Genomic DNA, 24,337 nt, shown 5'->3' on the forward strand with positions numbered 1-24,337 from the left:
CTTCTCGGGATCATGACGGCGGCGTCCCCTCGGTCGGCGGGGCAGGCTCGGGAGCCGGCGGAGCCTCGGCGGGAAGCAGCACTTGCGGCAGGCTCGGTGGGCCCGCGGCGGCGGGAGATTCCTGACCTGGAGGGCCGCCAGGCAGGATCTGCGGCGGATCCGTGGGCACGGGCGCGCCGGGATACAGCGCGGGGAACGGCGCCACGGGGAGACGATTGTTCTCCGGGAGCGGGACGCCGGGTGGGCCCATGCCCGGCGGCGGCGGGACGTCGCCGTCGAGACCGGTGTAGGCAGACACTGACGGCGGAATCTCCGGTGGCGACGGCGCACCGCCGGTACCACCCGGTGCCAACGCGGGGTCTGCGTAGATGACGTGATCCGGGCTCGCTGACTTGGCGAGATACGGATTGATCGGTACCGGAATGTAATTGAGATTGAGCAGTCGCAGAGCCGGCCCCAGGTAGTCGTTGCACAGTTTGGCTGTCTCTGGCGCGGTCGTGTTGGCGGTTGCGCCGACCGTGCCACAGATCAACTGCATGGGGTTCGCGAGGTTGGGGATAGAGAACGCCCCACGGACCGCGCCGATATCGGGATCGTAGATGTTGTACGCGTTGGCGAATGCGTTGGGCGTGACGTGCAGGACCTGTTCCAGATCGTCCTTCGACTCGACCAACGTCTGGGTCACCTGCGCCAATCCCTTGACCTGCTCGACGGTCTGATTCCTGGTACCGGCGACGAAGCGTGTGACCTCGTTCACCGCGGCAGCCAGGTTCGTCAACGCACCGTCGAGTTCCGACTTGCTTCCGTCGAGCACGCTGGACAACGTCGCGAGCCGGTCGTTGAAGGAGACGATCTGTTGGTTGCTGTCGCGCAGTGCGGTGACGAAAATCTGCAAGTTCTTGATCGTGCCGACCAGATCTCCGCTACCACTACTCAGGATCCGTCCGACTCCCGATAGTTGAGCCAAGGTCTGACGAAGTTTGTCGCCGTTGCCATCGAGCGCGTTCGCTGCGCTGTCGATGAACCGGCCCACCGAGGACGTCGACATGTCTCCCGTCGGCCCCAAATCCGTTGCCAGCCGGTCGAGTTGGAGTTTGACCTCATCCCATTCCACCGGGACGGCGGTGCGATCCACGGGGATGACGGCTCCGTCGGCCATGGTGGGACCGGTGGACCGGTAGGCCGGCGTCAGTTGGACGTACCGGGCGGCGATCAAGTTCTGAGCGACGATCACCGCCTTGGCGTCTGCCGGCACCGACACGGAATGGTCGACGCTCAGGACGATCTTGGCCTGTGTGCCTTGCGGCTCGATCGCGCTGATGGTCCCGACCTTCACTCCGGCGACCTTGACGTCGTCGCCGGGGTAGATGGAGGTGGCGGTCCGGAAGTAGGCGGTGATCGTCGAGGGCGCGAAGAACGCGGCGCGCAGGACCAGGAACCCTCCCCCGATCAGCGCGACGATCAGTGCCAACGCAACGAAGGGCGTCAGCCAGCGTCGCACTCGAGTCGTCATCGAGACCCACCCGGAATGGCGTTGTAGGGCAACTGGAGTTCAGCGCGCGGCCCGGTCTCCGGCGTGGTGGGGGGCGCCCCGGAACCGAATGGGCCGCGCCGGAATCCGAAGGCGTAGTCCAAGAACGGCTGCAAGTACTGTCCGAAGGAGACGTTCGGCACGTAGGCGATGTAGTAGGGACCGCTGGAGACGGCCTCGCTCTGTGTCAACTGATATTTCGCCAGGCCCGGAATCGCTTTGGCGATGTTGTCGCGATTACGGATGAGAACCTCGTTCACTTTGTTCAACCGTTCCAACGTCGGCGCGAGCTCCTTCTCGTTGTCCGCGACGAGATTGACGAGCTGCTGAGAGACGGCGGTGGTGTTTGCCAGCAGATCGACGATGGCCTGCCGACGTTCCACGAGAACACCCAGCAGATCGTTGGCGTTGAGGATCAGGCTGTTCACCTGTTGGCTGCGCTCGGACAAGATGCCGGTGACGGCCGACGCGGCCTGCAGGAGATCGCGCAGGCTTTCGTTGCGGCCGTTCAACGCAGTGGACAGGCGGGTCAGCCCGTCGAACGTGGGGCCGAGCCTGGGCGCCACCTGGTCAAGGGTCTGGGACAGGGTGTCGAGCGAGAGGTTCAGCTGCTGGGTATCGGTGCCCGCGGTGTTCGCGGTGAGCTCGCCGACCGCGTCGGTGAGTGAGTACGGCGATGACGTTCGCTCCACCGGGATGGGTTCTGATCGGTCGAGGGCGCGGCTACCACTCGACTCCAGAGCCAGAACCCGTTGCCCGAGAAGAGATCCCGTTCGGATGTGGGCGGAGGTCTCCGAACCCAGGGGGTACTTGCTCTGCACGGTGAAGCCGACCAGTGCGTCGCCGTCGGCGAGCGACACACGTGTCACAGAACCCACCTTGATGCCCGAGATCGTGACGTCGTTGCCGACGTAGAGGCCACCGGCATCGGCGAAGCGCGCCTGGTAGGTCAATGACGTCGCATACGCGAGCAACCTCTCAGGTTGCAGCCCGACCGCGATGACCAGGATGGCGAGCACGACACCGATGAAACCGGCTTTGACGAGGGTTGCGCTGGCGCGATACTTCAGCATTACGGCTCAGCACACCTTCCGTTTTCCTGTTTCACGACCGGGAACAATGCGGCCCTACCCTGAAGATCCGTGACGCGGACCTGAAGCGCACAGATGTAGTACTGCACGAAGGATCCGTAAGCCCCTACACGCGCGAGCTTGCGGTAGTTGCCGGGTGCGCGCTGCAGCGCTCCGTCGAGGACACCCTTGCCGCTCTCCAGGTTAGGCGCAAGACGATTGAGCTGATCGACCGTAGCCGCCAGCGGTGGCCGAGCCTGTGCGAGCAGGTCGGCCAGCGAGGCCGTGCCCTGGTCCAGCGAAGTGATCGCGGTGCCGATCGGATCGCGGTCCTGGGCCAATCCGTCGATCAGCTTCTCGAGCCGGTCGATGGCATCGCCGAACTGGTCGCCATCCTTGGCGATCGTGTCCAGCGTCGTTTTCAGGTTGTCGATCAGGGCCTGGACCGTCCGGTCGTCGTCGGCCACGGTGTTGGTGAATGACGACGTCTTCGACAACAGCGAGTCCAAGGTGCCGCCCTGTCCCTGGAACACCTGCACCAGCGAGGCCGTCAGGGCGTTGACGTCTGTCGGATTGAGGCCCTGGACCACGGGTTTGAGGCCGCTGAGCAACAGGTCGAGGTCCAGCGCCGGTGTGGTTCGGCTCTTCGGTATCTGGGCGCCGGGCGGGAGCGGTGCAGTGGAGCCGGGACCATCGACGAGGTCGAGAAAGCGGTCGCCGGTGAGATTGAGATAGCGGATCTGAGCTTTGGTTCCGTCGGTGAGATTGATGCTGCGGTCGGCGTCGAAGTCGACGACGACCTCGCCGCCCTGCCCTAGGGACACCTCGGTCACCGTGCCGACCCGGATGCCTGCGACTCGCACCGTGTCACCCGACTTCAGCCGGGACGCATCGGTGAACACGGCCGAGTAACCGTTGGTGGAGCCCGTTCGATATTGGCCGAAAGTGAAGAACAGGAACACGGTCAGCAGAATCATGACGGCGGCGAAGGCGCCGAATTTCACCATCGTTGCGCGAGAGCCGGTCATCCGGGCATCCCGACCTGACCGGTGTTACGCGGCGGCCCATCGAGTGGTCCGAACAATGCCTGCTTGAGTCCGTCGGAATTCAACAGGAGCCCCTGGTTGCCATATTTCCATGGGTTCGCGCCGACATCGGTGACCAGAAATGGCGGCCGCTTCCCGTTCGGTACGACCGGTAGCATCTGTTCCTTGCACGAAATCCCGCTCTTCGCCGCGACTTTGGGAAGGTCGGTTGGATACCGGTAGCGGTCGATGCCGAGTGTGAAGGTCGCCGAGATGTTCAGTCCAGAGTTGTCGAACGGCGGGGTCTTGGTGAAGGTGGCGAGACCCTGCACGCCGCAGCGCAGATTGTCGCTGTACTTGCTGGCGACTGACGTCGTGGGAACCAACATGTGCAGGAGGTCGGTCAGCCCTTGGCTGTTGGATCCGACCACATCATTCCCCGTTTCGGCGAGCCCGATCGAGCTGAGGAGGAACATATCGATCGCCTGTGCTTGGTCGACCACCGTGTCGCTCACCTTGGTGGTGTTGGCGAGCACGTCGGCGAGGTCGGGGGCCGCGTCGGCGTAGGCGTTCACCGCGACCGGCGCCACTTCGAGGTCACGGCTGATGCTGCCCATGCTGGGGTTGAGGTTCTGTAGAAAGCGGTCGAGATCGGTGACGGTCTGTCCCAGCTTCTCGCCGCGGCCCCGCAGGCCGCCCGAGGCGGCGCCCAGGGTCTGGTTCAACTTGACCGGATCTATGGCCTTGAGGACCGAGTTCAACTGTTGGAAAACCGTATTCGTCTCCACGGTCACGTGTTCGACGTCGATCTCGGCTCCCTTCGACAACGGTGTCGGCGACGGATTGGGCGGGTCGGCCAGTTGGACCGACTTCGCGCCGAACACCGTCGATGAGCTGATGTCGACGACGACGTTGGACGGAATGTTGCGCAGCTCGTCGGGATCCATCGCCAGGTGCAGGACGACCTTGCCGTCGGGACGAGTCTCTATCGACTCGACCTGTCCGACTTGGACACCACGCATTTGAACCTTGGCCTCCGGGTTCATCACCAGGCCGGCCCGTTCGGCGACCACGGTCACCGGAACGGTCTGACCGAAACCGCCCAGGAACATCGCGATCGCCAACACGATGGCCGCCACGATCACCAGGACCATGCCCAACCCCACCAGGGGACGAAGGATTGTGCTCGACATCGATATCCCCCTATCCCGACAGGTTGAAGTGGCCGTTGGAGCCGTACACGGCAAGCGAGATCAGCAGGGTGACCGACACGACGATGATCAGCGACGTGCGCACGGCATTGCCGACGGCCACCCCCACCCCCGATGGCCCACCGCTGGCGAAGTATCCGTAGTAGGTGTGCACGAGCAGGATCGACAGCGCCATGAGCAGGGCCTGTAAAAAGGACCACATCAGATCGACCGGGTTGAGGAAAGTCTCGAAGTAGTGGTCGTACAAACCTCCGGACTGTCCGAAGAGCACAACGGTGGTGAATCTGGATGCGAGGAAGGACAGGATCACCGCGACTGCGTACAGCGGAGTGATGGCGAGCATCCCCGCCACGATGCGAGTGGACACCAGGTATTCGACGGAGGGGATGCCCATGGTTTCCAGGGCGTCGATCTCCTCGTTGATGCGCATCGCTCCCAGCTGTGCGGTGACGCCGGCACCGAAGGTGGCTGCCAGACCGATGCCGGCCACCACCGGGGCGGCGATGCGGACGTTGATGAAGGCGGCCAGGAATCCGGTCAGTGCCTCGATGCCGATGTTGCCCAGCGACGAGTAGCCCTGTACGGCCAGAGTGCCGCCGGTGGCCAGGGTGAGGAAGCCGACGATGACCAGTGTGCCGCCGATCATTGCCAGCACGCCGGCGCCCATCGAGATCTCGGCGATGAGGCGCACGACCTCTGTGCGAAAGTGCGCTGCCGCGTGCGGCGTTCCGGCAAGGGCCTTGCCGAAGAACATGGTCTGGTCACCGAGCCGACCCAGCCTGCTGATCGGACGGTTCGCCGTGGACACCAGCCGCGGGAACCGGCTGCGCACCACCTGCAACGTGCCCATGGCTCGCCTACCTCGCCGTCAGCTGGATGCCGATGGCGGTGACCACCACATTGATGACGAACAACGCCATGAAGGCGAAGACGACGGTCTCGTTGACGGCGTTACCGACGGCCTTGGCTCCGCCACCGGTGATGGTCAGTCCTCGGTAGCAGGCGATCAGGCCGGCAAAGAGCCCGAACAACGCCGCCTTCACACACGAGATGATGACCTCGGGTACACCGGTGAGCAGGGTGATACCCGCGGCGAATGCGCCGGGATTGACGTCTTGGACGAACACCGAGAAGAAGTAGCCGCCGAGGATCCCGATGATGACCACGAGGCTGTTCAACAGGAACGCGATCAGTCCCGAGGCCAGCATGCGTGGAGTCACAAGCCGCTGAACGGGGTTGATGCCCAATACCTCCATGGCATCGATTTCCTCGCGAATCGTTCGCGAACCGAGGTCTGCGCACATGGCCGTGGCCCCCGCTCCGGCCACGATCAGCACGGTGACGAGCGGACCGACCTGGGTGACCGCGCCGAACGCCGCGCCGGCTCCGGACAGGTCGGCCGCGCCCAGCTCGCGCAGCAGGATGTTGAGAATGAAGCTCACCAGCACGGTGAACGGAATGGCCACCAGGAGCGTCGGCAACAGTGACACCCGCGCCACGAACCAACACTGTTCCAGGAACTCCCGTGTCTGGAAGGGCCGCACGAACACGAAGCGCATCGCATCGAGACCCATGGAGAACAGGCCGCCCACGGCCCCCATCGGCGACCGCAAACTCTTCGGCAGCGAGATACCCGTCGACCAACGTTCGGGCCCCTTGACCGCCATGGGTTTCAGGTCCTTTCCTGTCGAACACCGTGGGCGTCAATATCCAGTGCCACAGCACATTTCGTCACAAGCGGGAACCGCGCTGCCTCGGGCGGTCGAACCGGCTTCACGCACTGTGGCACACGAGGGCCTTTGCTGGGGGCGCCTTCGGCGAAGTAGTTCGCACTGACTGGTGACGATGCCATCGGAAATGAAGGCGCCTCAATCGATGGGGCGACATCGTGGCATCTCTGAACTGCCGGACGATGTCGTCCGCTTCGATGTGACGCTTCGAACATGTCGCCTTCCGCGCCTAGGTGACCGCGCCGGCGGTCTTCAGCTCGATGATGCGGTCCCAGTCCATGCCCAACTCCATCAGGATCTCGTCGGTCTGAGCGGCGAAACCCGGCGCGGGTTGGGTTCGCGGCGCGGCGACGTCGAACTGAACCGGGTTCGCGACGAGGTCGAGATCACCTGCCCGCACGATGTATTCGTTCGCGAGGACCTGAGCGTCGGCGGCGGCCTGCAACGTGTCCTGAACGGGCGCCCACGGTCCCGCCAGCGTGGCGAAGCGCTCACTCCACTCGGGCAGGGTTCGGGTGGCGATGACGCTCCGGAGGATTTCCACGGCGGCGGCAGTGTTCTGCGCGATGGACTCAGCGGTGGAGAACCGCGGGTCGTCGATCAGGTCGTCGCGATCGATGTGCCGGCAGACGTCCGCCCAGAACTTGATGGGCTGCATCATCAGCAGAGAGATGTAGCGGTCGTCTTTCGTCGCATAAACGCCGGCGAGAGGGTTGACCGGTGACCCGTGCACGCCAGGCGTCGGGGCGATGAGGCGCTGGCCGAGGTGCGACGTCAACGCGATGGTGTGGCCCATGGCCCACAGCCCGCTTCCCAGCAGAGACACGTCGACCGTCGACGGCTCCCCCGTGCGTTCACGCTTGAGCAACGCGGCGGCGATACCTCCGGCCAGATTGGTGCCGGAGATGGTGTCGCCGTATGCGGGGCCGGGAGGAGCGATCATGCCTTCGACACCCGGGGGCGTGATGGTGGCTGCAGTTCCGGCGCGGCACCAGAACGCGGTCATGTCGTAGCCGCCCTTGGTGGCTTCCAGGCCGCGGGGGCCGAGGGCGCTTCCTCTGGCGTAGATCACCTGGGGATTCACCGCGCGGATGTCGTCGACGTCGATGCCGAACTTCTCCCGGTGGCCGGGCAGGAAGCTGGTCAAGAAGACGTCTGCGTGACTGGCGAGTTCGAGGAGAACCTCGCGGCCCTCCGGCGTCGAGGCGTCGAGACCGATACTGCGCTTGCCACGGTTGGCGTGTTCGATGTTGGGATTGGGGTCGCCCTCGACGCGAAGTGATCCGGTCTGGCGAAGGCCGCGCTGCGGGTCGCCGGTGACCGCGTGCTCGACCTTGATCACATCGGCACCCCACTCTGCGAGGACCGCTCCCGCCGACGGCACGAACCCGTACATCGCGACTTCCAGGACGCGAATCCCCGCCAGTGGCAGGCTCACGACGCAGAATCCGGGACGACAGTGGCGAAGGTCTTGCGCTCCTGGAACTCCTCGAGGCCGGCCAGACCCATTTCTCGACCGATGCCCGACTGTTTGTAGCCACCGAAGGGAGCGTCGGGACTGAAGTAGTTGCCGCCGTTGATCGAGAATGTGCCCGTTCGGATACGACGGGCCATCGCCACCGCGCGCTCCTCGCTTCCGAACACCGCGCCGGACAGACCGTATATGGAGTTGTTCGCGATCCGGACCGCGTCGTCGTCGTCGTCGTAAGCGATGACGACGAGCACCGGTCCGAAGACCTCTTCCTGTGCGATCTCGGCGTCTGCGTCCACGTTGGTGAGCAGGGTGGGGGTGTAGAAGAAGCCGGGATCCTTCTTCTCTCCGCCGACAACCAGAGTTGCACCCGCGGCCACTGCGCGCTGGACCATGCCGTCGACTTTGTCTCGCTGGCGCTCGCTGATCAGAGGACCCATGTAGGTCTTCGGGTTGTGCGGGTCGCCGTAGCGGACATGGGCGAAGTTGGTCTTGACCATTTCCACGATCTCGTCGTGGTGTGCCCGGGGCACCAGGAGCCGTGAGGTCAGTGCGCAACCCTGGCCTGCGTGGGTGACCATGCTGAAGGCCGCGAACATTGCAGCGGTCGCGAAGTCGGCGTCGTCGAGCACGATGGCCGCCGACTTTCCACCGAGTTCGAGAAACACTCTTTTGAGAGTGGTGCTGGCGGCCGCCATGATCGCCCGACCGGTGGGAGTGGAACCGGTGAACGTGACGATGTCCACCTCAGGGCTGGCCACCAGTGCGGCACCGACCTCCGGGTCCGACGAGCTCAAGACATTGACCACCCCGGCAGGGATGTCGGTGTGGTTGGCGATGATCTCGCCGAGGGCCAGGGTGACGAGCGGCGTGTCGGGCGCCCCCTTGAGCACGACGGTGCAGCCCGCGGCCAGCGACGGTGCTAGCTTCGCGAGCGCCAGCTGATTGGGGTAGTTGTAGGCCACGATGGCTGCCACCACACCGCCGGCCTCCTTCTCCACCCAGCGGTGGTGCTGCATCCCACGGCTTTCGATGTTGCCGAGATCTTCGGTCAGCGGGATCGTCTCGAGCAGGTCCGCGTAGTAGCGCACGATCTCGATCGGCTGATCGAGCTGAGCGCCCGCGAGCAGCGCGGGGGTGGCGCCCACTTCGGCAATGGTCAACGCGGCCAGCTCGTCGCGATGCTCGATCAGCGCCCGATGGAACTGATCCAGGCAACGCATCCGCAGCTCGACGTCGGTCGCCCACCGCCCCTCATCGAAGGCCCTGCGGGCCGCGGTCACAGCCGCATCCGCGTCGGAGACCGTCCCGTCCGGTGCGTGACCGACGACCTCGCCGGTCGCCGGGTTGATCGAGGCGAACGAACGTTGCGCTTCGACGAGATGGCCGTCGATCAGCATGCGTCGATCGGGTGCTTCGGGATGCGTCTCGGACCGCTCTCCTGTGGTGACCGCGGGTGACTGCCCCATCCTGCTCCTCAAGTGTGATGTAAATTCCATTCTCACTTGCGGCAAATCATACATTCAGCCTGTGGGAACACAAATATCGGCATATGCCCTTGTCGCGACGTCCTGCACTGATGTCGTCGTTCTGTCGCAAAGATCTCTCAGGGACGCATTGGTTGCGTGTCAACAGCAGTTGAGAGTACGGTTCTCGCATTCGGAAGTAGGATTCTTGGGTAGTGCGACGTCATCGGGAGGCCATGCAGTGAGGAACGCCGTCGTCACCGGGGGCGCATCGGGCATCGGCCGGGCGATCGCCGATCGGTTACGTTCTGATGGCTATCACGTGGCGACTCTCGACCTGACGCCGTCGGACGAGAAATTCTCCTACGTCGCCGACGTCACCGACCGCGCGGCGATCGACACCGCGCTCGACGCCATCCACTCCGACTTGGGGCCGGTCACCGTTCTGGTCAATGCCGCAGGCCTCGACGGTTTCAAGCGTTTCCTCGACATCGACTTCGACACCTGGCAGCGGGTGGTGAACGTCAACCTCCACGGTGTCTTCCACTGCATTCAGGCCGTGCTGCCCGACATGATAGAGGCAGGCTGGGGTCGCATCGTGAACATCTCCTCGTCGAGCACCCACTCGGGAACGCCGTACATGTCGCACTATGTATCGGCCAAATCGGCGGTCAACGGGCTCACCAAGAGCTTGGCGCTCGAGTACGGGCCGGCCGGGATCACGGTCAATGCCGTTCCTCCCGGCTTCATCGACACCCCGATGCTGCGGAAGGCCGCGAGTCGCGGGTTCCTGGGCGACATCGACGAGAACATCGAGCGCACGCCGGTGCGCCGCATCGGACGGCCCGAGGACATCGCGGCCGCGTGCTCCTTCTTCGTCTCGGAAGAAGCCGACTACGTGACAGGACAGATCTTGGGTGTCAACGGCGGCAGAAACACCTGACCCGAGGGCATCGATCACGGACACGAGAGGACACGCATGGGACGGGTTGACGGCAAGGTCGCATTCATTACGGGTGCGGCGCGCGGGCAGGGCCGTAGTCACGCGATCCGACTGGCCGAAGAGGGCGCCGACATCATCGCCGTCGATTTGTGCGAAGACATCGCCTCCATCGGTTATCCACTGGCCACCGCGGAAGATCTGGAGGAAACGGTCAACTACGTCGAGAAGACGGGCCGACGCATCATCGCGGTCAAGGCTGACGTGCGACAGGTCACCGAGCTCAAGAGCGCACTCGACCGGGGCCTCGCAGAATTCGGCAAGCTCGACGTCGTGGTCGCCCAGGCCGGCGTCGCGGGGATGAAGGGTGAGCCGCAGATCGACGCCTGGTGCGACGTCATCAACACCAACTTGGTCGGCACCATCAACGCGATCCAGGTGGCCCTCCCCCATCTCGGCGAAGGCGCCTCGATCATCGCCACCGGGTCGACCGCCGCCCTCATGGACGTGGCCAAGGTGGACAATCCCGGAGCCGATCTCGGCGGAGTGGCGTACATGACCTCCAAGCGTGCGCTGTCCGGCTATGTCTACGATCTCGCCACCCACCTCGCTCCGCGCGGAATCCGGGCCAACGTCGTCCATCCGACCAACTGCAACACCGACATGCTGCAGAGTGCGCCGATGTACCGGTCCTTCCGACCCGACCTGGACAAGCCCAGCCGCGCGGACGCCGAGCCCGCGTTCAGAGTGCAGCAGGCCATGAATATCCCCTACGTCGAAGCGTCAGACATCAGCAACATGGTCTTGTTCCTCGCCTCCGAGGAGTCGCGGTACGTGACCGGTATGCAGATGCGCGTTGACGGCGGGGGCTATCTCAAGTGGTACGACTACCACATCTGAATCGAAAGAGGTTGTCGACGTGAGAGTTTCAGTTGACGGACAACGCTGCCAGGGCCACACCCTGTGTTCGATGATCGCACCCGACTCGTTCCAGCTCGACGACGTGGACGGTCATGCATCACCCGTGACCGACATCGTTCCCGCCGACCGGGAAGATCAGGTCAGAGAAGCCGCCCACTCGTGTCCCGAGCAGGCGATCATCCTCGAATGACCTCTAGCCCAACACAATAGGAGACACCGCCGTGAGTATCGACGACGTCGTGGGCGACGAGCACCGCAAGAAGAACACGTTCCGTTTCGACCGGCACGCACCGGAGTATCGGGAGCAGTTCCAGCAGATCACCGAAGAGATGCATGCGAAGTGTCCGGTGGCGTGGACCGACATGTACGACGGGCATTGGGTGGCGGCCGGCAGTAACGAGGTCTTCGAGCTGGCTCGCTGTCCCGCGATCTCCAACGACCACGACCTGCACGGTGAACGGCGGGGCTACCAGGGCATCACGATTCCGAGGGCGCAGCGAGCCACTGTCGTTCGCGGCGGCATCCTCGAGATGGACGAGCCCGACCACAGTATCTATCGAGGTGCACTGAACCCGTACCTGTCGCCTGCCGCAGTGAAGCGGTGGGCGCCCTTCGTCGACGAGATCACCCGCGCGGCGATCGACGAGAAGATCGAGACCGGCCGCATCGACTTCGTCGACGATCTGGCGAACATCGTGCCCGCGGTCCTCACTCTCGCCATGATGGGCATACAGCTCGACAAGTGGCCCGTTTACAGTGAGCCCGCCCATCTGTCGGTCTCCACGCCCGAGCACTCACCCGACGCGCCTCGCGTCGCGGAGATGAGCAGACAAATGGGCATCGACATGATCACCACGATGATGGAGATCCGCGAGAATCCCCGCCCCGGTCTGGTGAACGCGCTACTGCAACTGCGGATCGACGGCGAGCCCGCACCGGATCTGGAGATCCTGGGCAACCTGGGGCTGGTCATCGGCGGCGGGTTCGACACCACCACGGCTCTCACCGCCCATGCGCTGGAGTGGCTGTCGGAGAATCCCGGCGAGCGCGACCGACTCAGCCGCGAGCGTGACACGCTGCTGCACCCGGCCACCGAGGAATTCCTGCGCTTCTTCACTCCCGCCCCCGGGGACGGACGGACGTTCGCCGAGGACATCGAGGTCGTGGGCCAGCAGTTCAAAGAGGGCGAGCGGTTGTGGCTGTCGTGGGCCATGGCCAACCGCGACCCATCGGTTTTCGACGAACCGGGCAAGGTCATTCTGGATCGGAAGGGCAACCGTCACTTCAGCTTTGGCATCGGTGTGCACCGGTGCGTCGGATCCAACGTGGCCCGCACGGTGTTCAAGTCGATGCTGACGGCGGTCCTCGACCGCATGCCGGATTATGTCTGTGATCCGGCGGGCACAGAACATTACGAGAGCATCGGCGTCATCCAGGGTATGAAGCACCTACCCGCCACATTCACCCCCGGCACGCGGCTCGGGCCCGGCCTCGACGAGACCCTGGCGAGGTTGCAGCGAGTGTGCGACGAGCAATTGCCCGCACGACCGATCACCGAGCACAAGGACGCCGTCGTCATCGATTGGTGACGTCTCGATCTGCGCGTCCGATTGCCATCAGTTGCATCGCAGTCAGCCGGCAAGCCTCCGATACAGCAGGGCGACGTTGAAATAAGTGAGGTACGCAGCCGTCGCAGCGAGCCCGGGGCGCCGGGTACCGGGGTGCAGCACCGCCAAGCCCAGCACGGTTTCGATGCTGCCGTTGACGAGAACGTGGGCACGGATGTTGTCTGCGAAGGCCATTCGATTGACTGATTCGAAAGCACGTGGACACAGCACATGGGCAACACCGGACAGGACCAGAGCTGACCCGCCGATCTGTGACCACCGTCCGGATCGTGTGCGCAAGGAGATCAAATAACTGCCCCGTCATGGAGAACCACGGGTAAGTGTGTCGGGCCGCGTAGGGAGCTGTTGGTGGACCACGTCGTCGGGCCGGTGAGCGAGATTCGCGAGACGCGGCCGACCAGCTCGCGGAGAACGGCTTGGGCCTCCATGCGCGCAAGTGGTGCACCGAGGCACAGGTGGGGACCATAGCCAAAGCCCAGATGGCTGCGTGGGTTTCGATCGGCGCGGAAGGTGTTGGGGTCATCGAAGGCCAGTGGGTCGCGGTTGGCGGCCCCGAATGACATCAATATGCGCGAACCAGTGGGAATGGTGACCTCACCGACCTGATAGTCGTCGCGGGTATAGCGGTAGAGATTCTGGATGGGACTGCTGTAGCGCAGGTGTTCCTCGATGGCCTGCGGAATGAGCTCTGGATTGGCTCGAATCATGTCGTATTGGTCGGGGTGTCGAGCGTAGGTGTGAAGCATCCCGCCGAGAAGATTTGTCGTGGTCTCGTTTCCGGCGATCAGCAGCAGGATGGCGATGTAGAACAACTGGTTGTCCGTAAGTTCGCCGTCGCTGCTGTGGGCGAGCAGACGACCGAGCACGGTGTTCGACCCCTTGAGGTGTCCGTCTTTGAGATGTCGCAAGAAATAGCGACGCAATGCTGCTGCGGCGCGAAGAGAACGCGCCGTGTTCACCATGCCTCTCGGCGTTGGACTGACGTTGATCATCTGGGTGCAGTCTTCTGACCAACGACGAAAGTCCGCGATGTCAGTGTCAGGGACCCCGAGTATCGCGGCGATGACCCGAAGCGGGAGAGGCACGGTCAACTGCTGCACCGCGTCACCGCCGTTCGCCGCGACCATCTCGTCGACCAGTTCTGCGGCGAGCGTGTCGATGATGCTGCGCCAACGATCAAGTGCACCTTTGGTGAACGCCGGCTGCACCTGCTTGCGGAGACGGCTGTGTCGATCACCGTCGGTGACCACGACCAAGTCGGCGACCATCCGTGCTCGGGTCACCCCGTGGCTACTGGTCACCCGGTCCGTATCGCGCAGGGCTGCGCGGACGTCGTCGAGTCGGTGCAGTATGAAGGTCGCCCGCTTCGGGTTGTAGTGGACACGCCCGCCGCGGTGCAGGGCGTCGTATGCAGCGTGGGGATGTGCTGCAACGCTCGGATCCAATGGGTCGTAGTCGGTGTTGATGGCCCCGGTCCAACCGCCATAACCGCGTCTGCGCGTGCGGATTGCCGCTGCCACATTCAACTGCCCCGCAGCGATGAGTGGTGACAGCACCGCGGTCGCGCCGTCAGTAGCTTTCATCAGCGGGTTCGGCATGAACACTCACTCCCTGTCGCAGTTGTGTCCAGATTCGGCGCGCACATCGAAGTGGTCAATGCCAGGAGCTGAAGTTGACATGCCCGGCATCAGGGCGATGAGTCGACGCTCGAGGCGAGATCCTCCTAGCTGCACACACGAGTGAGACATTCGAAGCGATCTGTCTCGCGGTGCGAAAGCGGATTCGTTGTCTTTCACCACCGCGACGGGAATGCTGAAGACCATGGCACGCAGGGATTGGGTCCTCGGCGCGGATCGAAGCGCGGTGGCGCTGGATCGAATCCTGCTCGAAGCATCAGAAATAGTTTCTCGCAATGGTTTCCAAGCATTCACCATCGATGCGTTGGCTGCCCGGCTGAACTGTTCGCCCGCGACCATCTACCGGCAAGCAGGCGGAAAAGCCGCGATTCTCGAACGCCTCATCTCCATGTTGTCCCAGCGCGTCACCCACCGAGTGCGCGAAGCCATCGCGGGGACCGAGGGAACCGAGCGCGTCGCCACGGCCATCGTCGTCGGACTGCAGTGCATGCGGACCGAGCCGCTGGGAAAACTGATCATGGGCGACATCAGTCCAGACCACGACATCGGCCACGTCACGGCGTCACCGCTCGTGGCCAAGATCGCCGAAGAGATCATCGGGCGTGACGATCCCCTCGCTGCGCAATGGCTGATCCGGATCACCTTCGCCCTCTGGTACTGGCCGGTGAAGGACAAGCAGACCGAGTACGAACTGGTGACACGGTTTGCCGCGCCGTCAGTGACGTCGGGGCTTCGCAAATGACGCTCCCACAGCATGTCAGGCTGCAGGCTGATTGCGGGCCACACGGCCGTCGGCGTCGATCGACGTCGGAGATCACAGTGCGAAGGAGAAGCCTCCGTTGACCGGAATTGTCTGTCCGGTGATCCACGAGCCGTGCTCGCTCGCGAGCAACGCGGCGAGGCGGGTGACGTCGTCCGCGGTGCCGGGGCGCCGGATGACGTAGTTGCGCAGGATCGCCTCGTGCTGTGGGGTTTTCGGCTGGCTCCACAGCGCTTCGGTCAGCGGTGTCCGCATGGTTCCCAGTGCGATGTTGTTCGCGGTGATCCCGTATCGGCCCATCTCCGCCGCGATCGAGCGCGTGAACCCCGCAGCCCCGGCCTTCGCTGTCGCGTACGCAGCCGACGTGGGATCGCCCGTTCGACCGGCATCGGACACGATCGTGATGATGCGGCCCCTGTTGCGGTCGACCATTGCAGGCAGCACAGCGCGGGTGCAGTGCAAGACACCGTAGAGATTCACCCGCAGAAATGGCTCCCAGTCTGCCGGTTCGGTCGCTGCGAAGCTTCGTCCGGTGAGGAAGTCGTCGGCGCCCGCGTTGCCGGCGTTGTTGACCAAGACGTCCACAGCTCCGGCCGCCGCGATCGCGTCGGTGACGGCACCGTAGTCGGTCACGTCGAACACGGACGCATGTGCGAATCCCCCTGCAGCACAGGAAGCCTCGACGACGTCGTCGGCGCGTTCCGCGCGCAGATCGTTGACCAGCACCTCGGCGCCGGCAGCCGCGAACGCCAGCGCCAAACCGCGGCCGATGCCCTGTCCGGCTCCGGTGATCAGGACCCGCAGACCGGTGAGATCGATCTCCAGCGTCATCCGGAACCCCCTCGGGATCAGCGGGGCGGTCGGGGCAGCCCCAGTACCTGTTGGGCGATGATGTTGCGCTGAATCTCCGAGGTGCCGCCAGCGATCGTTCCCGAGAAGCTGCGCGCGAAGCGTTCGAACCAACTCGCGAAGTAGTGGTCGAGATTCATGGGCGCATACGCGCCCGACGTGGACGGGTGGGTCAGACCCTCGGGCCCGATGGCGGTCAAGATGTTGGCAGACGCGTTCATCTCCGCCTCGGAGCCGAAGAGCTTGAGCACTGACACCGAGGCGACGTCGACCTCGCCGCGTGCGGCGCGAGCCAGGGAGATCGAACCCATCGCGCGCAGCGCCTGATAATCCATGACGATGGTCGCGAACTGATCGCGCTCGAGTTCCGAACTCGGGGAGAAGTCGTTGATCATGTTGTCGATCCGGTCGGCGAAACCGAGCCACATCATCGTGCGCTCGTGGCCCAGGGATCCGTTGACGACGCCCCAACCACCGTTGATCGGGCCGACCAGGTTCTCGGCAGGCACCCGAACATCGGTGAAGAACACCTCGTTGAAGTCGTCGTTCTGCTGGCCGCACAGATCGGCGAACGGCCGACGGACGACACCCTCGAGATCGGTCGGGATGAGCAGCGCGCTGATGCCCTTGTGCTTCGGCGCGTCGGGGTCGGTGCGCACGAAGGTCAGCAGGAAGTCTGCGTCGTGCGCACCGGATGTCCATACCTTCTGGCCGTTGACGACGAACGCGTCACCGTCGCGGATCGCGCGGGTCCGCAGCGAGGCGAGATCGGAGCCGGCGCTGGGCTCGCTCATGCCCAGTGACGCGGTTTTGTCGCCACGTAGCACGGGCACGGCCCACTCGTGCTTCTGCTCTTCGCTGCCGAACGTCAGCAGCGATGCCGCAACGATGTTCACGCCCTGGGGGTTGAAGCTGTGGTAGATCCGGCGGCGGCAGAGCTCTTCGAGGTGCACGTACGTCTGCAGCACCGAGGCGTTGCGACCACCGAATTCCGGCGGTTGCGCAGGCAGCAACCAGCCGTTGTCGAACAACAACCGCTGCCAGTCCCGCGCCCACTGGGGAAGGTGCGACACCGAGCGGGGCCGCTCGAGAGTCTCTGCCGAGGTGGGCAGGTTCTCATCGAGGAAGGCTACGAACTCCGCACGGAAGTCCTCGACGTCTGAGTCAAAGGTCAACTGCATCAGCAGGTTCCGTACTCTGCGGCGATGACGGCTCGATGCGCGGCCGCGCCGCCGAGCATGTGCTCGCCGGCTTTGGCGCGTTTGAGAGCGAATTGCAGATCGTTCTCCCAGGTGAATCCCATGGCGCCGAACAGCTGTAAGCCGTGGCGGAACACGAGCGACTGACACTCCCCCGCCGATGCCTTGGCCATGGCCGCGGCCAGCCGCCGGCGGGGATCGTCGGCGGCGATCGTCAGCGCCGCGAAGTACGACAGTGCGCGGGCCCGCTCGATTGCGACGTGCATGTCGGCTGCTTTGTGCTGCACCGCCTGAAAAGACCCGATCGGTACCCCGAACTGATGGCGATTCTTGACGTGGTCCAGCGCCAGATCGAGCACCCGTTGACAGGCTCCCACCATGGTGATGGCCATTCCCGTCAAAGCGACGTGGTGCGCGCGCTCGGCATCGACGGCGAGTCGGTCGCTGTCGGGCACGTGCATGCCGAGGAGGCTCACCTCGCCGACGTGCAGGACCGGGTCGAAGACGGCAGCGCGGCGAGTGAGGACGGCCGGATCATCGGCATCGATCACGAACACCCCGGCGGCGGTCACCACCGCGAATCGGTGCGCCCGGTCTGCTTCGAGGACGTGGCGGCTCGTCCCGGACAGAATCCACCCGTCGGCGTCGCGGTGAGCACTGATGCCCTCGAGCAACGCAGCCCCTGGGCGCTGAGGATCGAAGCGATCGCCGACCAACGGCGCGAACTGCGTCAGCGTCGCGAGGAAAGGAGTCGGGTCGGTCGCCCGGCCGAGTTCCTCGAGCAGAATCGCCAATTCGACGGCATTCTCGGAATCGGCGAGCTCGGTCCACCCGGCGCTGACGTAGGTCGTCCACAGCGGCGTCGAGTCAGCATCCGACTCAGCCACCTCACGCACCAGGGTGGCCGGGCACTGTTTGCTCACCGCGTCACGGACCGTCTCCTGCCAGAGTCGCTGATCAGAGTCCAATTCCAACAGCATGCCGCGCCTCCCGTGGTGATGGTCCTTGGCGAGAATAACATTCTCATTCATGGATTACTGATTCTCTTCGACTGCCATCGACGGTCATCTTCGAGCTGCGGGAAGCCGATGGGTCCGACGACATCACCCGCGCTCATGGCGACCACGAGCGGACGAGAACATAATTCTTGCAACAGAAGAACAAGGATCTACACTGATTCGATGGGCACGGCACCGCATGCGCGCGGCAGGGGGCAGGAAACGTGATGGAACTGCATGACGACGCTGGTGCGGCGTGGACCACACCGGTCATCGACGCCAGCGTGCACATCTTCTGTCAGTCCAACGCCGACCTTCGGCAGACCTACATGCACGAACCGTTTCGAAGCCGCGGATTCCCGGACTACGAGATGGATTGGTACGGCGCACCCGGCGGCGAATACGTCGCCGGCAGCACCGGCCCGGACGGTCAGTACCCCGGTTCCGACCCCGCGGTGGTGGCGCACGACCTGTTCGAGCGGCGCGGCGTCGACATCGCCATCCTGCATCCCATGACGCGAGGGGTCATGCCCGACCGTCACCTCGGCACCGCTATCGCCTCGGCTCACAACGACATGATGGTCAGAAGGTGGCTCGACGGAGAGTTCGGTGATCGCTTTCGCGGAACCATCCGGGTCAATCCCGATGACGTCGCGGGCGCCATCCGGGAGATCGAGAAGTATCGCGACCATCCGCGCGTCGTCCAGATCGGCATCCCGCTGCAGTCCCGTGAGCTCTACGGCAAGCCGCAGTACTGGCCCCTGTGGGATGCCGCCGTGGCGGCTGACCTCCCGGTGGCGGTACACATCGAGGTGGGTACGGGCATCGCCGCGGCGCCCACACCGTCGGGCAACACGCGCACCTACGAGCAGTACGCCGGTTTCATGGCGCTGAACTACCTCTATCACCTGATGAACATGATCGCCGAGGGCGTGTTCGAGCGGTTACCCGAGTTGAAGTTCGTGTGGGCAGACGGCGCTGCCGATCTCCTGACACCGTTCATGTGGCGGATGGACTGCTTCGGTCGCCCGCATCTGGAGCAGACTCCGTGGGCGCCGAGAATGCCGAGTGACTACCTGCCCGGCCACGTGTACTTCGTCGAGGGCGATCTCGACGGGCCTGGTGACGTGCCCTTTGCGGGCGAATGGGCCGGCTTCACCGGAAAGGACGACATGGTGATGTTCGGCTCGAGCTACCCGCACTGGCAGTGCAACGAACTCGTGGTGCCCGCCAGCTACACCGCGGACCAGCGGGACAAGTTGTGTTGGCGCAACGCCGCCGAGCTGTACGGCATCGACGTCTCGGCCACCGTGGCCGCAACGTAGCCAGAGGAGGCCTCGTGACAGTGACAGCCAATCCCAGAGTGGCGGCGGCCGAACGCGTGGCCGTCCGGTGCGTCGACTCTGACGTCCATCCGACACCGCGTCGCGGCGAACTCGTCGAGTACCTGCCAGAACCTTGGCGCAGCAACTACTTCGGCACCCACCCGGTCGGTGACCAGATCTATTACGACGCTCCTGACTACGCACACGCCTACGCCATGCGTGTCGACAGCTTCCCGTCCGACGGCGAATTCCCCGGCAGCAGTCCAGATCTGGCGTTCCAGCAACTCATCATGGAAGCCGGCGCCGACATCGCCATCTTGGAGCCGGCGTCCTATTCAGCCAGGCTTCCGGGTGCCAACACGGCGATGTGCTCGGCGTTAAACGACTGGCAGGCCAACCACTGGTTGGACGGTCACAACAACTGGCACGAACGATGGCGCGGTTCGATCTGCGCCAACATCGAGGAGCCCGAAGCCGCCGCGAGGGAGATCGAGAAGTGGGCCGGGCACGAATTCATGGCCCAGGTACTCATCAAGGCCGAACCGCGGCCGTCGTGGGGCGACCCGAAGTACGACCCGCTGTGGGCGGCGGCAACCAAACACGACATCACGGTGAGCTGCCATCTGTCCCGTGGCCACTTCGAGGAATTGCCGTTTCCGCCGGTCGGGCTGCCCAGCTACAACCACGACTTCATGGTGACTTACTCACTGCTGGCAGCGAACCAGGTGATGAGTCTGGTGTTCGACGGCACCTTCGACCGATTCCCGACATTGCGAATCGTGTTCGTGGAGCATGCCTTCACCTGGATCCTGCCGCTGATGTGGCGGATGGACGCCATCTACGAGCGGCGCAAGAAGTGGATGACGATCACCCGCAAACCGTCCGAGATCGTCAAGGAACACATCAAGTTCACGACCCAACCACTGGATTACCCCGAGGACAAGACAGAGTTGAGCAGGGCCCTCGAGTGGATGGAATGCGAGAAGATCCTGTTGTACTCCTCTGACTATCCGCACTGGACATTCGACGATCCCCGCTGGTTGGTCAAGCACCTGCCCGCGTATGCCCGCGAGCAGGTGATGTTCCGCAACGGAATCCAGACCTACCACCTTCCGGACACCGTTCCCGCCCTCGAGGGTCAGGTCAGGGTGTTCTGATGCGGCGGGCAGGAGCGCAGCGACCCGGGAACAGGTTGCGGCGGGCAGGAGCGCAGCGACCCGGGAACAGGTTGCGGCGGGCAGGAGCGCAGCGACCCGGGAATTGGCAACAGTGACAGAACACGTCGAACCGGCCAGGCTCGCGCAGGGCCGGGAGCATATCGTGGCCACCGTGGCCGACATTCCGCCGGGGACCCACAAACTCGTCCCGATCGGCAGGCACGGCGTCGGCGTCTACAACGTCAACGGTACGTTCTACGCCATCGCCAACTACTGTCCGCACGAGGGCGGCCCACTGTGCTCGGGACGCACCCGGGGACGCAACGTGGTGGACGAGTCTGCGCCGGGAGACGCAGTGATGGTCCGCGATCACGAATACATCTTCTGCCCTTGGCATCAATGGGGTTTCGAGCTCGCCACCGGCACCACCGCGGTGAAACCGGAATGGAGCATTCGGACATACCCCGTGCGGGTCGTCGGCGACGACGTGCTGGTACAGGCCTGAGAACGGAAGCCAGGACATGCCGGTCGAACGAATGGTGATCAACGGCGGTGCCGTCGTCTACGAGATGCTCGGTGATGCCGGGGACGTGATCGCGTTGACCCCTGGTGGCCGATTCAGCAAGGACATCCCCGGGCTGAGGCCGTTGGCCGACGCACTGGTACGCGGTGGCTATCGGGTCTTGCTGTGGGACCGACCCAACTGTGGTGCTTCGGATGTCCAATTCTACGGCTACAGCGAATCTCACATGCGCGCCGAAACGTTGATGCACCTCGTCACCGAACTCGGCGTCGGTCCGTGCATCATCGCAGGCGGTTCCGGGGGTGCCCGCGATTCGATCATCACGACCATCCTGTACCCGGAGTTGGTGACCAAGCTGGTGGTCTGGAACATCGTCGGCGGCGTGTACGGTTCGTTCGCGCTCGGAGGGCACTACATCATCCCGAGCATCCTGGCAGTCCGGGGCTTGGGCATCGACGGGTTGTTGACGATCGGTGAGTGGCAGGACCGGATCGCGGCCAACCCGGCCAACGAGAAGCGGATACGCGACCTGGACGCCGACGCCTTCCTCAAGGTGATGCTGCGTTGGCTCAATGCCTTCGTGCCCAAGCCGGGTCAGACGATTCCAGGTGTCGAAGACGGCCTCTTCGCCGACATCTCGGTGCCGACGTTGATCATCCGTGGCGGGGAAGACGACTGGGATCACCCCAAGCGCACGTCGCTCGAGATCAATTGCCTGATCAAAGGTTCGCAACTGATGGATCCCCCGTGGCCGGAGGATGCCTGGGAGCGTGCCGGCGAGAAGTTCGCCGCGAGTGGCTACAAGGATTTCTGCCTGTTCGACACCTGGGTTCAGGCCGCGCCCGCCATCCTCGAATTCCTCGGCAGGTAGGCGGTGGGATCATCTCGTGACGATGCGGACCTCACAGTTCAGCGAAGCCTCCAGCGCAGTGTGCACCCGGCTCTCCGGCACCCGCGCCAGCGCCGCCTCGGGCAGCGTCACGGTCACGATGTCCCACCCGCGTGGGTCCGGGCAGCGCTCGACCACACCCGTCAGTCCCATTCCTGCGAGCACGCCGTGAGCATCGTCGTCGGTACCGCGGCTGACGAAGGTGAGCGCACCCAGGGTCGGTGTCGCCCCGAGTCGGCCGAAACAGCTGTCGCACAGGCGGAGAGCCGTGTCCTGCAGCTGACTGGGATCATCGCCGGCGATCAGGATCTCGACCTGACGACGACCGGGCGGCAGCGCCGCGAGGTCGACATCGAGCACGCTCGCCCCGACAGCCGACACCGAGTCACGAAGGGACGCCATGGCCTCGCGTAGCCGGGATGGTTCGAGTCGGCCCGTCGGGTCCACGTCGACACGCACCACAGCAGTCCTCACCTCCGCCACCCTATCGGCGCCGACGACGAAGGGGCACCCATGACGGCAGCAGCGCCAGAGTTGCACGTGGCATGTTGGCCGGACATCGCGCCTCGGTTGCTACGAACCACCGGTGGCACGGAAGATCTCGCGCAGTACGACGACACCGGCGGTTATCAGCCGCTCGATGATCCGGATGCTCTCCTCACCGAGATCGACCTGTCGGGATTACTCGGCCGCGGTGGCGCCGCATTCCCGTTGGCGGTCAAGATGCGAGCCGTGCGGGAATCCGGCCACTCCGGCCACCCCACCGTGATCCTGGCCAATGGCGAAGAGGGAGAACCGGCTTCGATCAAGGACCGGTGGTTGATGCGCCACCGGCCCCACCTGGTGCTCGACGGTATCCGGTTGGCAGCCCGCATCGTGTCCGCCGAGCGAGCATGTCTCTACCTGTCCGACGCCGCTTCGGCACGTGCCCTCCGCGACGCCATTCACACCGCACCCGTCGACCTTCCGATCTCGGTCGCGACAGTCGAAAGCGGTTACGTAGCAGGTGAAGAAACAGCCGCGGTCCGAGCGGTGAACGGTGGTCCGGCCAAACCCACCGATAAGCCACCGCGCCCTTTTGAACGGGGTGTGAGCGGACACCCGACCCTGGTCAGCAATGTCGAGACGCTGGCCAACCTACCGTTCTTGCTGCGCCACGGCGCGGATTCCTTCCGCGCGGTGGGCACCTCTGCCTCACCCGGCACCTTCCTGGCGACTGTCACCGGTGCAGACAAACCGCCTGCGCTCTACGAACTTCCGCACGGAGTGGCGTTCGCCGACGTACTGGCTCACCACGGTGTGTCGAACGATGACGTCATCGGCGTCCTGATGGGCGGTTACTTCACCGGCCTGTTCAACACCGACGTCCTCGACGCCAGCCTCGATCACGAGTCGATGCGCCGACTCGGGGGCGGGTTGGGCTGCGGAGCCATCTCGATCCTCACCGGAGAATGCCCGGTCGCCGTCGCGGCCTCGGTCATGGCGTACTTCGACCGCGAAAACGCGGGCCAGTGCGGGTCGTGTTTCAACGGCACCGCGGCGATGTCGGCGGTGACGACCGCACTGCGAGATCGCAGGGCGACGCCGGAGGACCTCGTCCGCCTCGAGCGATGGTCGGTCGTCCTTCGGGGGCGGGGTGCCTGCGCAACATTGGACGCGGCGACGAACATGGCTGCCACCTTGCTGCGTAACTTCCCGCAGATCGTCGGGCAGCACGTGGACGAGTCCTGCGAGTCCTGCCGGGCGGGCGCGTTCACAGACCTGCGCCCCTTCGAAGTGGAGGCACTCTAGGTGAGAATCCGGATGGACCGGACCTTGTGCGACGGTTTCGGTACCTGCGCACGGCATGCACCGCAGTACTTTTCGCTCGACGACTGGGGCTACGCTTCGTTGATCGGCAACGGCACGGTTCCCGAGAGTGACCACGACGCGGTGGTGCGCGCACTGCTGGACTGCCCCGCGCACGCGATCTTCGAGATCGATCAGCAGGACGGGACGGCGACCTGA

The 24,337-nt window shown here is 64.4% G+C and carries 25 protein-coding genes; 11 read left to right on the top strand and 14 right to left on the bottom strand.

Annotated features, from left to right (window positions below; genetic code table 11):
- Positions 1-10 precede the first annotated feature (10 nt).
- From ACZYYX_RS20245 to ACZYYX_RS20280, 8 genes are all read right to left on the bottom strand, one after another.
- A complete protein-coding gene (locus ACZYYX_RS20245) occupies positions 11-1,513 on the bottom strand; it encodes an MCE family protein (protein ID WP_463816377.1) in 1,503 nt (500 codons plus the stop codon).
- Positions 1,510-2,604 carry an MCE family protein gene (locus ACZYYX_RS20250; protein ID WP_463816378.1) on the bottom strand — a complete coding sequence of 365 codons (1,095 nt, stop codon included), beginning with the start codon at positions 2,602-2,604 and terminating at the stop codon, positions 1,510-1,512. Before ACZYYX_RS20250 ends, ACZYYX_RS20245 begins: the two co-directional genes overlap by 4 nt.
- Positions 2,604-3,629, bottom strand: a complete 1,026-nt coding sequence (locus tag ACZYYX_RS20255; RefSeq protein ID WP_463816379.1) for an MCE family protein — start codon at positions 3,627-3,629, stop codon at positions 2,604-2,606. The genes ACZYYX_RS20250 and ACZYYX_RS20255 overlap by 1 nt, the downstream gene beginning before the upstream one ends.
- On the bottom strand, positions 3,626-4,819 hold the full coding sequence (locus tag ACZYYX_RS20260; protein WP_463816380.1) for an MCE family protein: 1,194 nt from the start codon (positions 4,817-4,819) through the stop codon (positions 3,626-3,628). The genes ACZYYX_RS20255 and ACZYYX_RS20260 overlap by 4 nt, the downstream gene beginning before the upstream one ends.
- Before the next feature lie 10 nt (positions 4,820-4,829).
- Positions 4,830-5,687 carry an MlaE family ABC transporter permease gene (locus ACZYYX_RS20265; RefSeq protein ID WP_463816381.1) on the bottom strand — a complete coding sequence of 286 codons (858 nt, stop codon included), beginning with the start codon at positions 5,685-5,687 and terminating at the stop codon, positions 4,830-4,832.
- Positions 5,688-5,694: 7 nt separating this feature from the next.
- Complete coding sequence (locus tag ACZYYX_RS20270; protein ID WP_463816382.1) at positions 5,695-6,504, bottom strand: MlaE family ABC transporter permease; 810 nt, start codon at positions 6,502-6,504, stop codon at positions 5,695-5,697.
- Between the two features lie 292 nt (positions 6,505-6,796).
- Positions 6,797-8,005 carry a CaiB/BaiF CoA transferase family protein gene (locus tag ACZYYX_RS20275; protein ID WP_463816383.1) on the bottom strand — a complete coding sequence of 403 codons (1,209 nt, stop codon included), beginning with the start codon at positions 8,003-8,005 and terminating at the stop codon, positions 6,797-6,799.
- Positions 8,002-9,507, bottom strand: a complete 1,506-nt coding sequence (locus ACZYYX_RS20280; RefSeq protein WP_463816384.1) for an aldehyde dehydrogenase family protein — start codon at positions 9,505-9,507, stop codon at positions 8,002-8,004. The genes ACZYYX_RS20275 and ACZYYX_RS20280 overlap by 4 nt, the downstream gene beginning before the upstream one ends.
- A gap of 238 nt (positions 9,508-9,745) precedes the next feature.
- Here ACZYYX_RS20280 and ACZYYX_RS20285 point away from each other — a divergent pair, with 238 nt between their 5' ends.
- From ACZYYX_RS20285 to ACZYYX_RS20300, 4 genes are read left to right on the top strand one after another with little or no spacing between them, the layout of a single operon-like run.
- On the top strand, positions 9,746-10,447 hold the full coding sequence (locus ACZYYX_RS20285; protein ID WP_463816385.1) for an SDR family NAD(P)-dependent oxidoreductase: 702 nt from the start codon (positions 9,746-9,748) through the stop codon (positions 10,445-10,447).
- A gap of 36 nt (positions 10,448-10,483) precedes the next feature.
- Entirely contained in the window at positions 10,484-11,344 is an 861-nt protein-coding gene (locus ACZYYX_RS20290) for a mycofactocin-coupled SDR family oxidoreductase (protein ID WP_463816386.1), read from the top strand.
- Between the two features lie 19 nt (positions 11,345-11,363).
- Positions 11,364-11,555 (top strand): ferredoxin, encoded by a 192-nt coding sequence (locus ACZYYX_RS20295; protein ID WP_463816387.1) that lies wholly within the window; start codon positions 11,364-11,366, stop codon positions 11,553-11,555.
- Between the two features lie 31 nt (positions 11,556-11,586).
- The gene (locus ACZYYX_RS20300; RefSeq protein WP_463816388.1) at positions 11,587-12,954 is read left to right on the top strand and encodes a cytochrome P450; all 1,368 of its coding nucleotides are present in this window, start codon (positions 11,587-11,589) and stop codon (positions 12,952-12,954) included.
- A gap of 42 nt (positions 12,955-12,996) precedes the next feature.
- Here ACZYYX_RS20300 and ACZYYX_RS20305 read toward each other — a convergent pair whose 3' ends face one another.
- Together ACZYYX_RS20305 and ACZYYX_RS20310 are read right to left on the bottom strand one after the other, a co-directional pair.
- Complete coding sequence (locus tag ACZYYX_RS20305; RefSeq protein ID WP_463816389.1) at positions 12,997-13,167, bottom strand: hypothetical protein; 171 nt, start codon at positions 13,165-13,167, stop codon at positions 12,997-12,999.
- A 110-nt stretch (positions 13,168-13,277) separates the two neighbouring features.
- Positions 13,278-14,591 (bottom strand): cytochrome P450, encoded by a 1,314-nt coding sequence (locus ACZYYX_RS20310; protein ID WP_463816390.1) that lies wholly within the window; start codon positions 14,589-14,591, stop codon positions 13,278-13,280.
- Between the two features lie 223 nt (positions 14,592-14,814).
- Between ACZYYX_RS20310 and ACZYYX_RS20315 the strand changes: the two genes are divergently transcribed.
- Complete coding sequence (locus tag ACZYYX_RS20315; RefSeq protein ID WP_463816391.1) at positions 14,815-15,372, top strand: TetR/AcrR family transcriptional regulator; 558 nt, start codon at positions 14,815-14,817, stop codon at positions 15,370-15,372.
- Between the two features lie 72 nt (positions 15,373-15,444).
- On the opposite strand, the gene ACZYYX_RS20320 is transcribed toward ACZYYX_RS20315, so the two are convergent.
- The 3 genes from ACZYYX_RS20320 to ACZYYX_RS20330 are packed head-to-tail and all read right to left on the bottom strand — an operon-like array spanning position 15,445 to position 18,418.
- Entirely contained in the window at positions 15,445-16,221 is a 777-nt protein-coding gene (locus tag ACZYYX_RS20320; protein ID WP_463816392.1) for an SDR family NAD(P)-dependent oxidoreductase, read from the bottom strand.
- Between the two features lie 17 nt (positions 16,222-16,238).
- Positions 16,239-17,420, bottom strand: coding sequence for an acyl-CoA dehydrogenase family protein (locus tag ACZYYX_RS20325; protein WP_463816393.1), 1,182 nt, complete (start codon positions 17,418-17,420; stop codon positions 16,239-16,241).
- Entirely contained in the window at positions 17,420-18,418 is a 999-nt protein-coding gene (locus ACZYYX_RS20330; RefSeq protein WP_463816524.1) for an acyl-CoA dehydrogenase family protein, read from the bottom strand. The genes ACZYYX_RS20325 and ACZYYX_RS20330 overlap by 1 nt, the downstream gene beginning before the upstream one ends.
- A gap of 245 nt (positions 18,419-18,663) precedes the next feature.
- On the opposite strand from ACZYYX_RS20330, the gene ACZYYX_RS20335 reads away from it, so the two are divergent.
- The 4 genes from ACZYYX_RS20335 (at position 18,664) to ACZYYX_RS20350 (ending at position 22,312) form a co-directional block, all read left to right on the top strand.
- Positions 18,664-19,761: an amidohydrolase family protein gene (locus tag ACZYYX_RS20335; protein ID WP_463816394.1), complete on the top strand. Its 1,098-nt coding sequence runs from the start codon at positions 18,664-18,666 to the stop codon at positions 19,759-19,761.
- Positions 19,762-19,775: 14 nt separating this feature from the next.
- The gene (locus tag ACZYYX_RS20340) at positions 19,776-20,918 is read left to right on the top strand and encodes an amidohydrolase family protein (RefSeq protein ID WP_463816395.1); all 1,143 of its coding nucleotides are present in this window, start codon (positions 19,776-19,778) and stop codon (positions 20,916-20,918) included.
- 112 nt (positions 20,919-21,030) lie between these two features.
- On the top strand, positions 21,031-21,423 hold the full coding sequence (locus ACZYYX_RS20345; RefSeq protein WP_463816396.1) for a Rieske (2Fe-2S) protein: 393 nt from the start codon (positions 21,031-21,033) through the stop codon (positions 21,421-21,423).
- Between the two features lie 16 nt (positions 21,424-21,439).
- The gene (locus ACZYYX_RS20350) at positions 21,440-22,312 is read left to right on the top strand and encodes an alpha/beta fold hydrolase (RefSeq protein ID WP_463816397.1); all 873 of its coding nucleotides are present in this window, start codon (positions 21,440-21,442) and stop codon (positions 22,310-22,312) included.
- 9 nt (positions 22,313-22,321) lie between these two features.
- Here ACZYYX_RS20350 and ACZYYX_RS20355 read toward each other — a convergent pair whose 3' ends face one another.
- The gene (locus ACZYYX_RS20355; RefSeq protein WP_463816398.1) at positions 22,322-22,804 is read right to left on the bottom strand and encodes a hypothetical protein; all 483 of its coding nucleotides are present in this window, start codon (positions 22,802-22,804) and stop codon (positions 22,322-22,324) included.
- Positions 22,805-22,843: 39 nt separating this feature from the next.
- On the opposite strand from ACZYYX_RS20355, the gene ACZYYX_RS20360 reads away from it, so the two are divergent.
- Positions 22,844-24,121, top strand: coding sequence for an NADH-ubiquinone oxidoreductase-F iron-sulfur binding region domain-containing protein (locus ACZYYX_RS20360; RefSeq protein WP_463816399.1), 1,278 nt, complete (start codon positions 22,844-22,846; stop codon positions 24,119-24,121).
- Positions 24,122-24,337, top strand: coding sequence for a ferredoxin (locus tag ACZYYX_RS20365; protein ID WP_463816400.1), 216 nt, complete (start codon positions 24,122-24,124; stop codon positions 24,335-24,337). It abuts the gene before it with no gap.

The sequence above is a fragment of the Mycobacterium sp. IDUB_1 genome, assembly GCF_055419625.1.

What these genes read in the sequence shown, in the direction of transcription:
- ACZYYX_RS20280 (WP_463816384.1), bottom strand. Translation starts at nt 9,507, where the DNA reads ATGGGGCAGTCACCCGCGGTCACCACAGGAGAGCGGTCCGAGACGCAT.
- ACZYYX_RS20330 (WP_463816524.1), bottom strand. Translation starts at nt 18,418, where the DNA reads ATGCTGTTGGAATTGGACTCTGATCAGCGACTCTGGCAGGAGACGGTC.
- ACZYYX_RS20260 (WP_463816380.1), bottom strand. Translation starts at nt 4,819, where the DNA reads ATGTCGAGCACAATCCTTCGTCCCCTGGTGGGGTTGGGCATGGTCCTG.
- ACZYYX_RS20250 (WP_463816378.1), bottom strand. Translation starts at nt 2,604, where the DNA reads ATGCTGAAGTATCGCGCCAGCGCAACCCTCGTCAAAGCCGGTTTCATC.
- ACZYYX_RS20305 (WP_463816389.1), bottom strand. Translation starts at nt 13,167, where the DNA reads ATGGCCTTCGCAGACAACATCCGTGCCCACGTTCTCGTCAACGGCAGC.
- ACZYYX_RS20245 (WP_463816377.1), bottom strand. Translation starts at nt 1,513, where the DNA reads ATGACGACTCGAGTGCGACGCTGGCTGACGCCCTTCGTTGCGTTGGCA.
- ACZYYX_RS20335 (WP_463816394.1), top strand. Translation starts at nt 18,664, where the DNA reads ATGGAACTGCATGACGACGCTGGTGCGGCGTGGACCACACCGGTCATC.
- ACZYYX_RS20310 (WP_463816390.1), bottom strand. Translation starts at nt 14,591, where the DNA reads ATGCCGAACCCGCTGATGAAAGCTACTGACGGCGCGACCGCGGTGCTG.
- ACZYYX_RS20255 (WP_463816379.1), bottom strand. Translation starts at nt 3,629, where the DNA reads ATGACCGGCTCTCGCGCAACGATGGTGAAATTCGGCGCCTTCGCCGCC.
- ACZYYX_RS20350 (WP_463816397.1), top strand. Translation starts at nt 21,440, where the DNA reads ATGCCGGTCGAACGAATGGTGATCAACGGCGGTGCCGTCGTCTACGAG.
- ACZYYX_RS20320 (WP_463816392.1), bottom strand. Translation starts at nt 16,221, where the DNA reads ATGACGCTGGAGATCGATCTCACCGGTCTGCGGGTCCTGATCACCGGA.
- ACZYYX_RS20315 (WP_463816391.1), top strand. Translation starts at nt 14,815, where the DNA reads ATGGCACGCAGGGATTGGGTCCTCGGCGCGGATCGAAGCGCGGTGGCG.
- ACZYYX_RS20360 (WP_463816399.1), top strand. Translation starts at nt 22,844, where the DNA reads ATGACGGCAGCAGCGCCAGAGTTGCACGTGGCATGTTGGCCGGACATC.
- ACZYYX_RS20290 (WP_463816386.1), top strand. Translation starts at nt 10,484, where the DNA reads ATGGGACGGGTTGACGGCAAGGTCGCATTCATTACGGGTGCGGCGCGC.
- ACZYYX_RS20265 (WP_463816381.1), bottom strand. Translation starts at nt 5,687, where the DNA reads ATGGGCACGTTGCAGGTGGTGCGCAGCCGGTTCCCGCGGCTGGTGTCC.
- ACZYYX_RS20270 (WP_463816382.1), bottom strand. Translation starts at nt 6,504, where the DNA reads ATGGCGGTCAAGGGGCCCGAACGTTGGTCGACGGGTATCTCGCTGCCG.
- ACZYYX_RS20325 (WP_463816393.1), bottom strand. Translation starts at nt 17,420, where the DNA reads ATGCAGTTGACCTTTGACTCAGACGTCGAGGACTTCCGTGCGGAGTTC.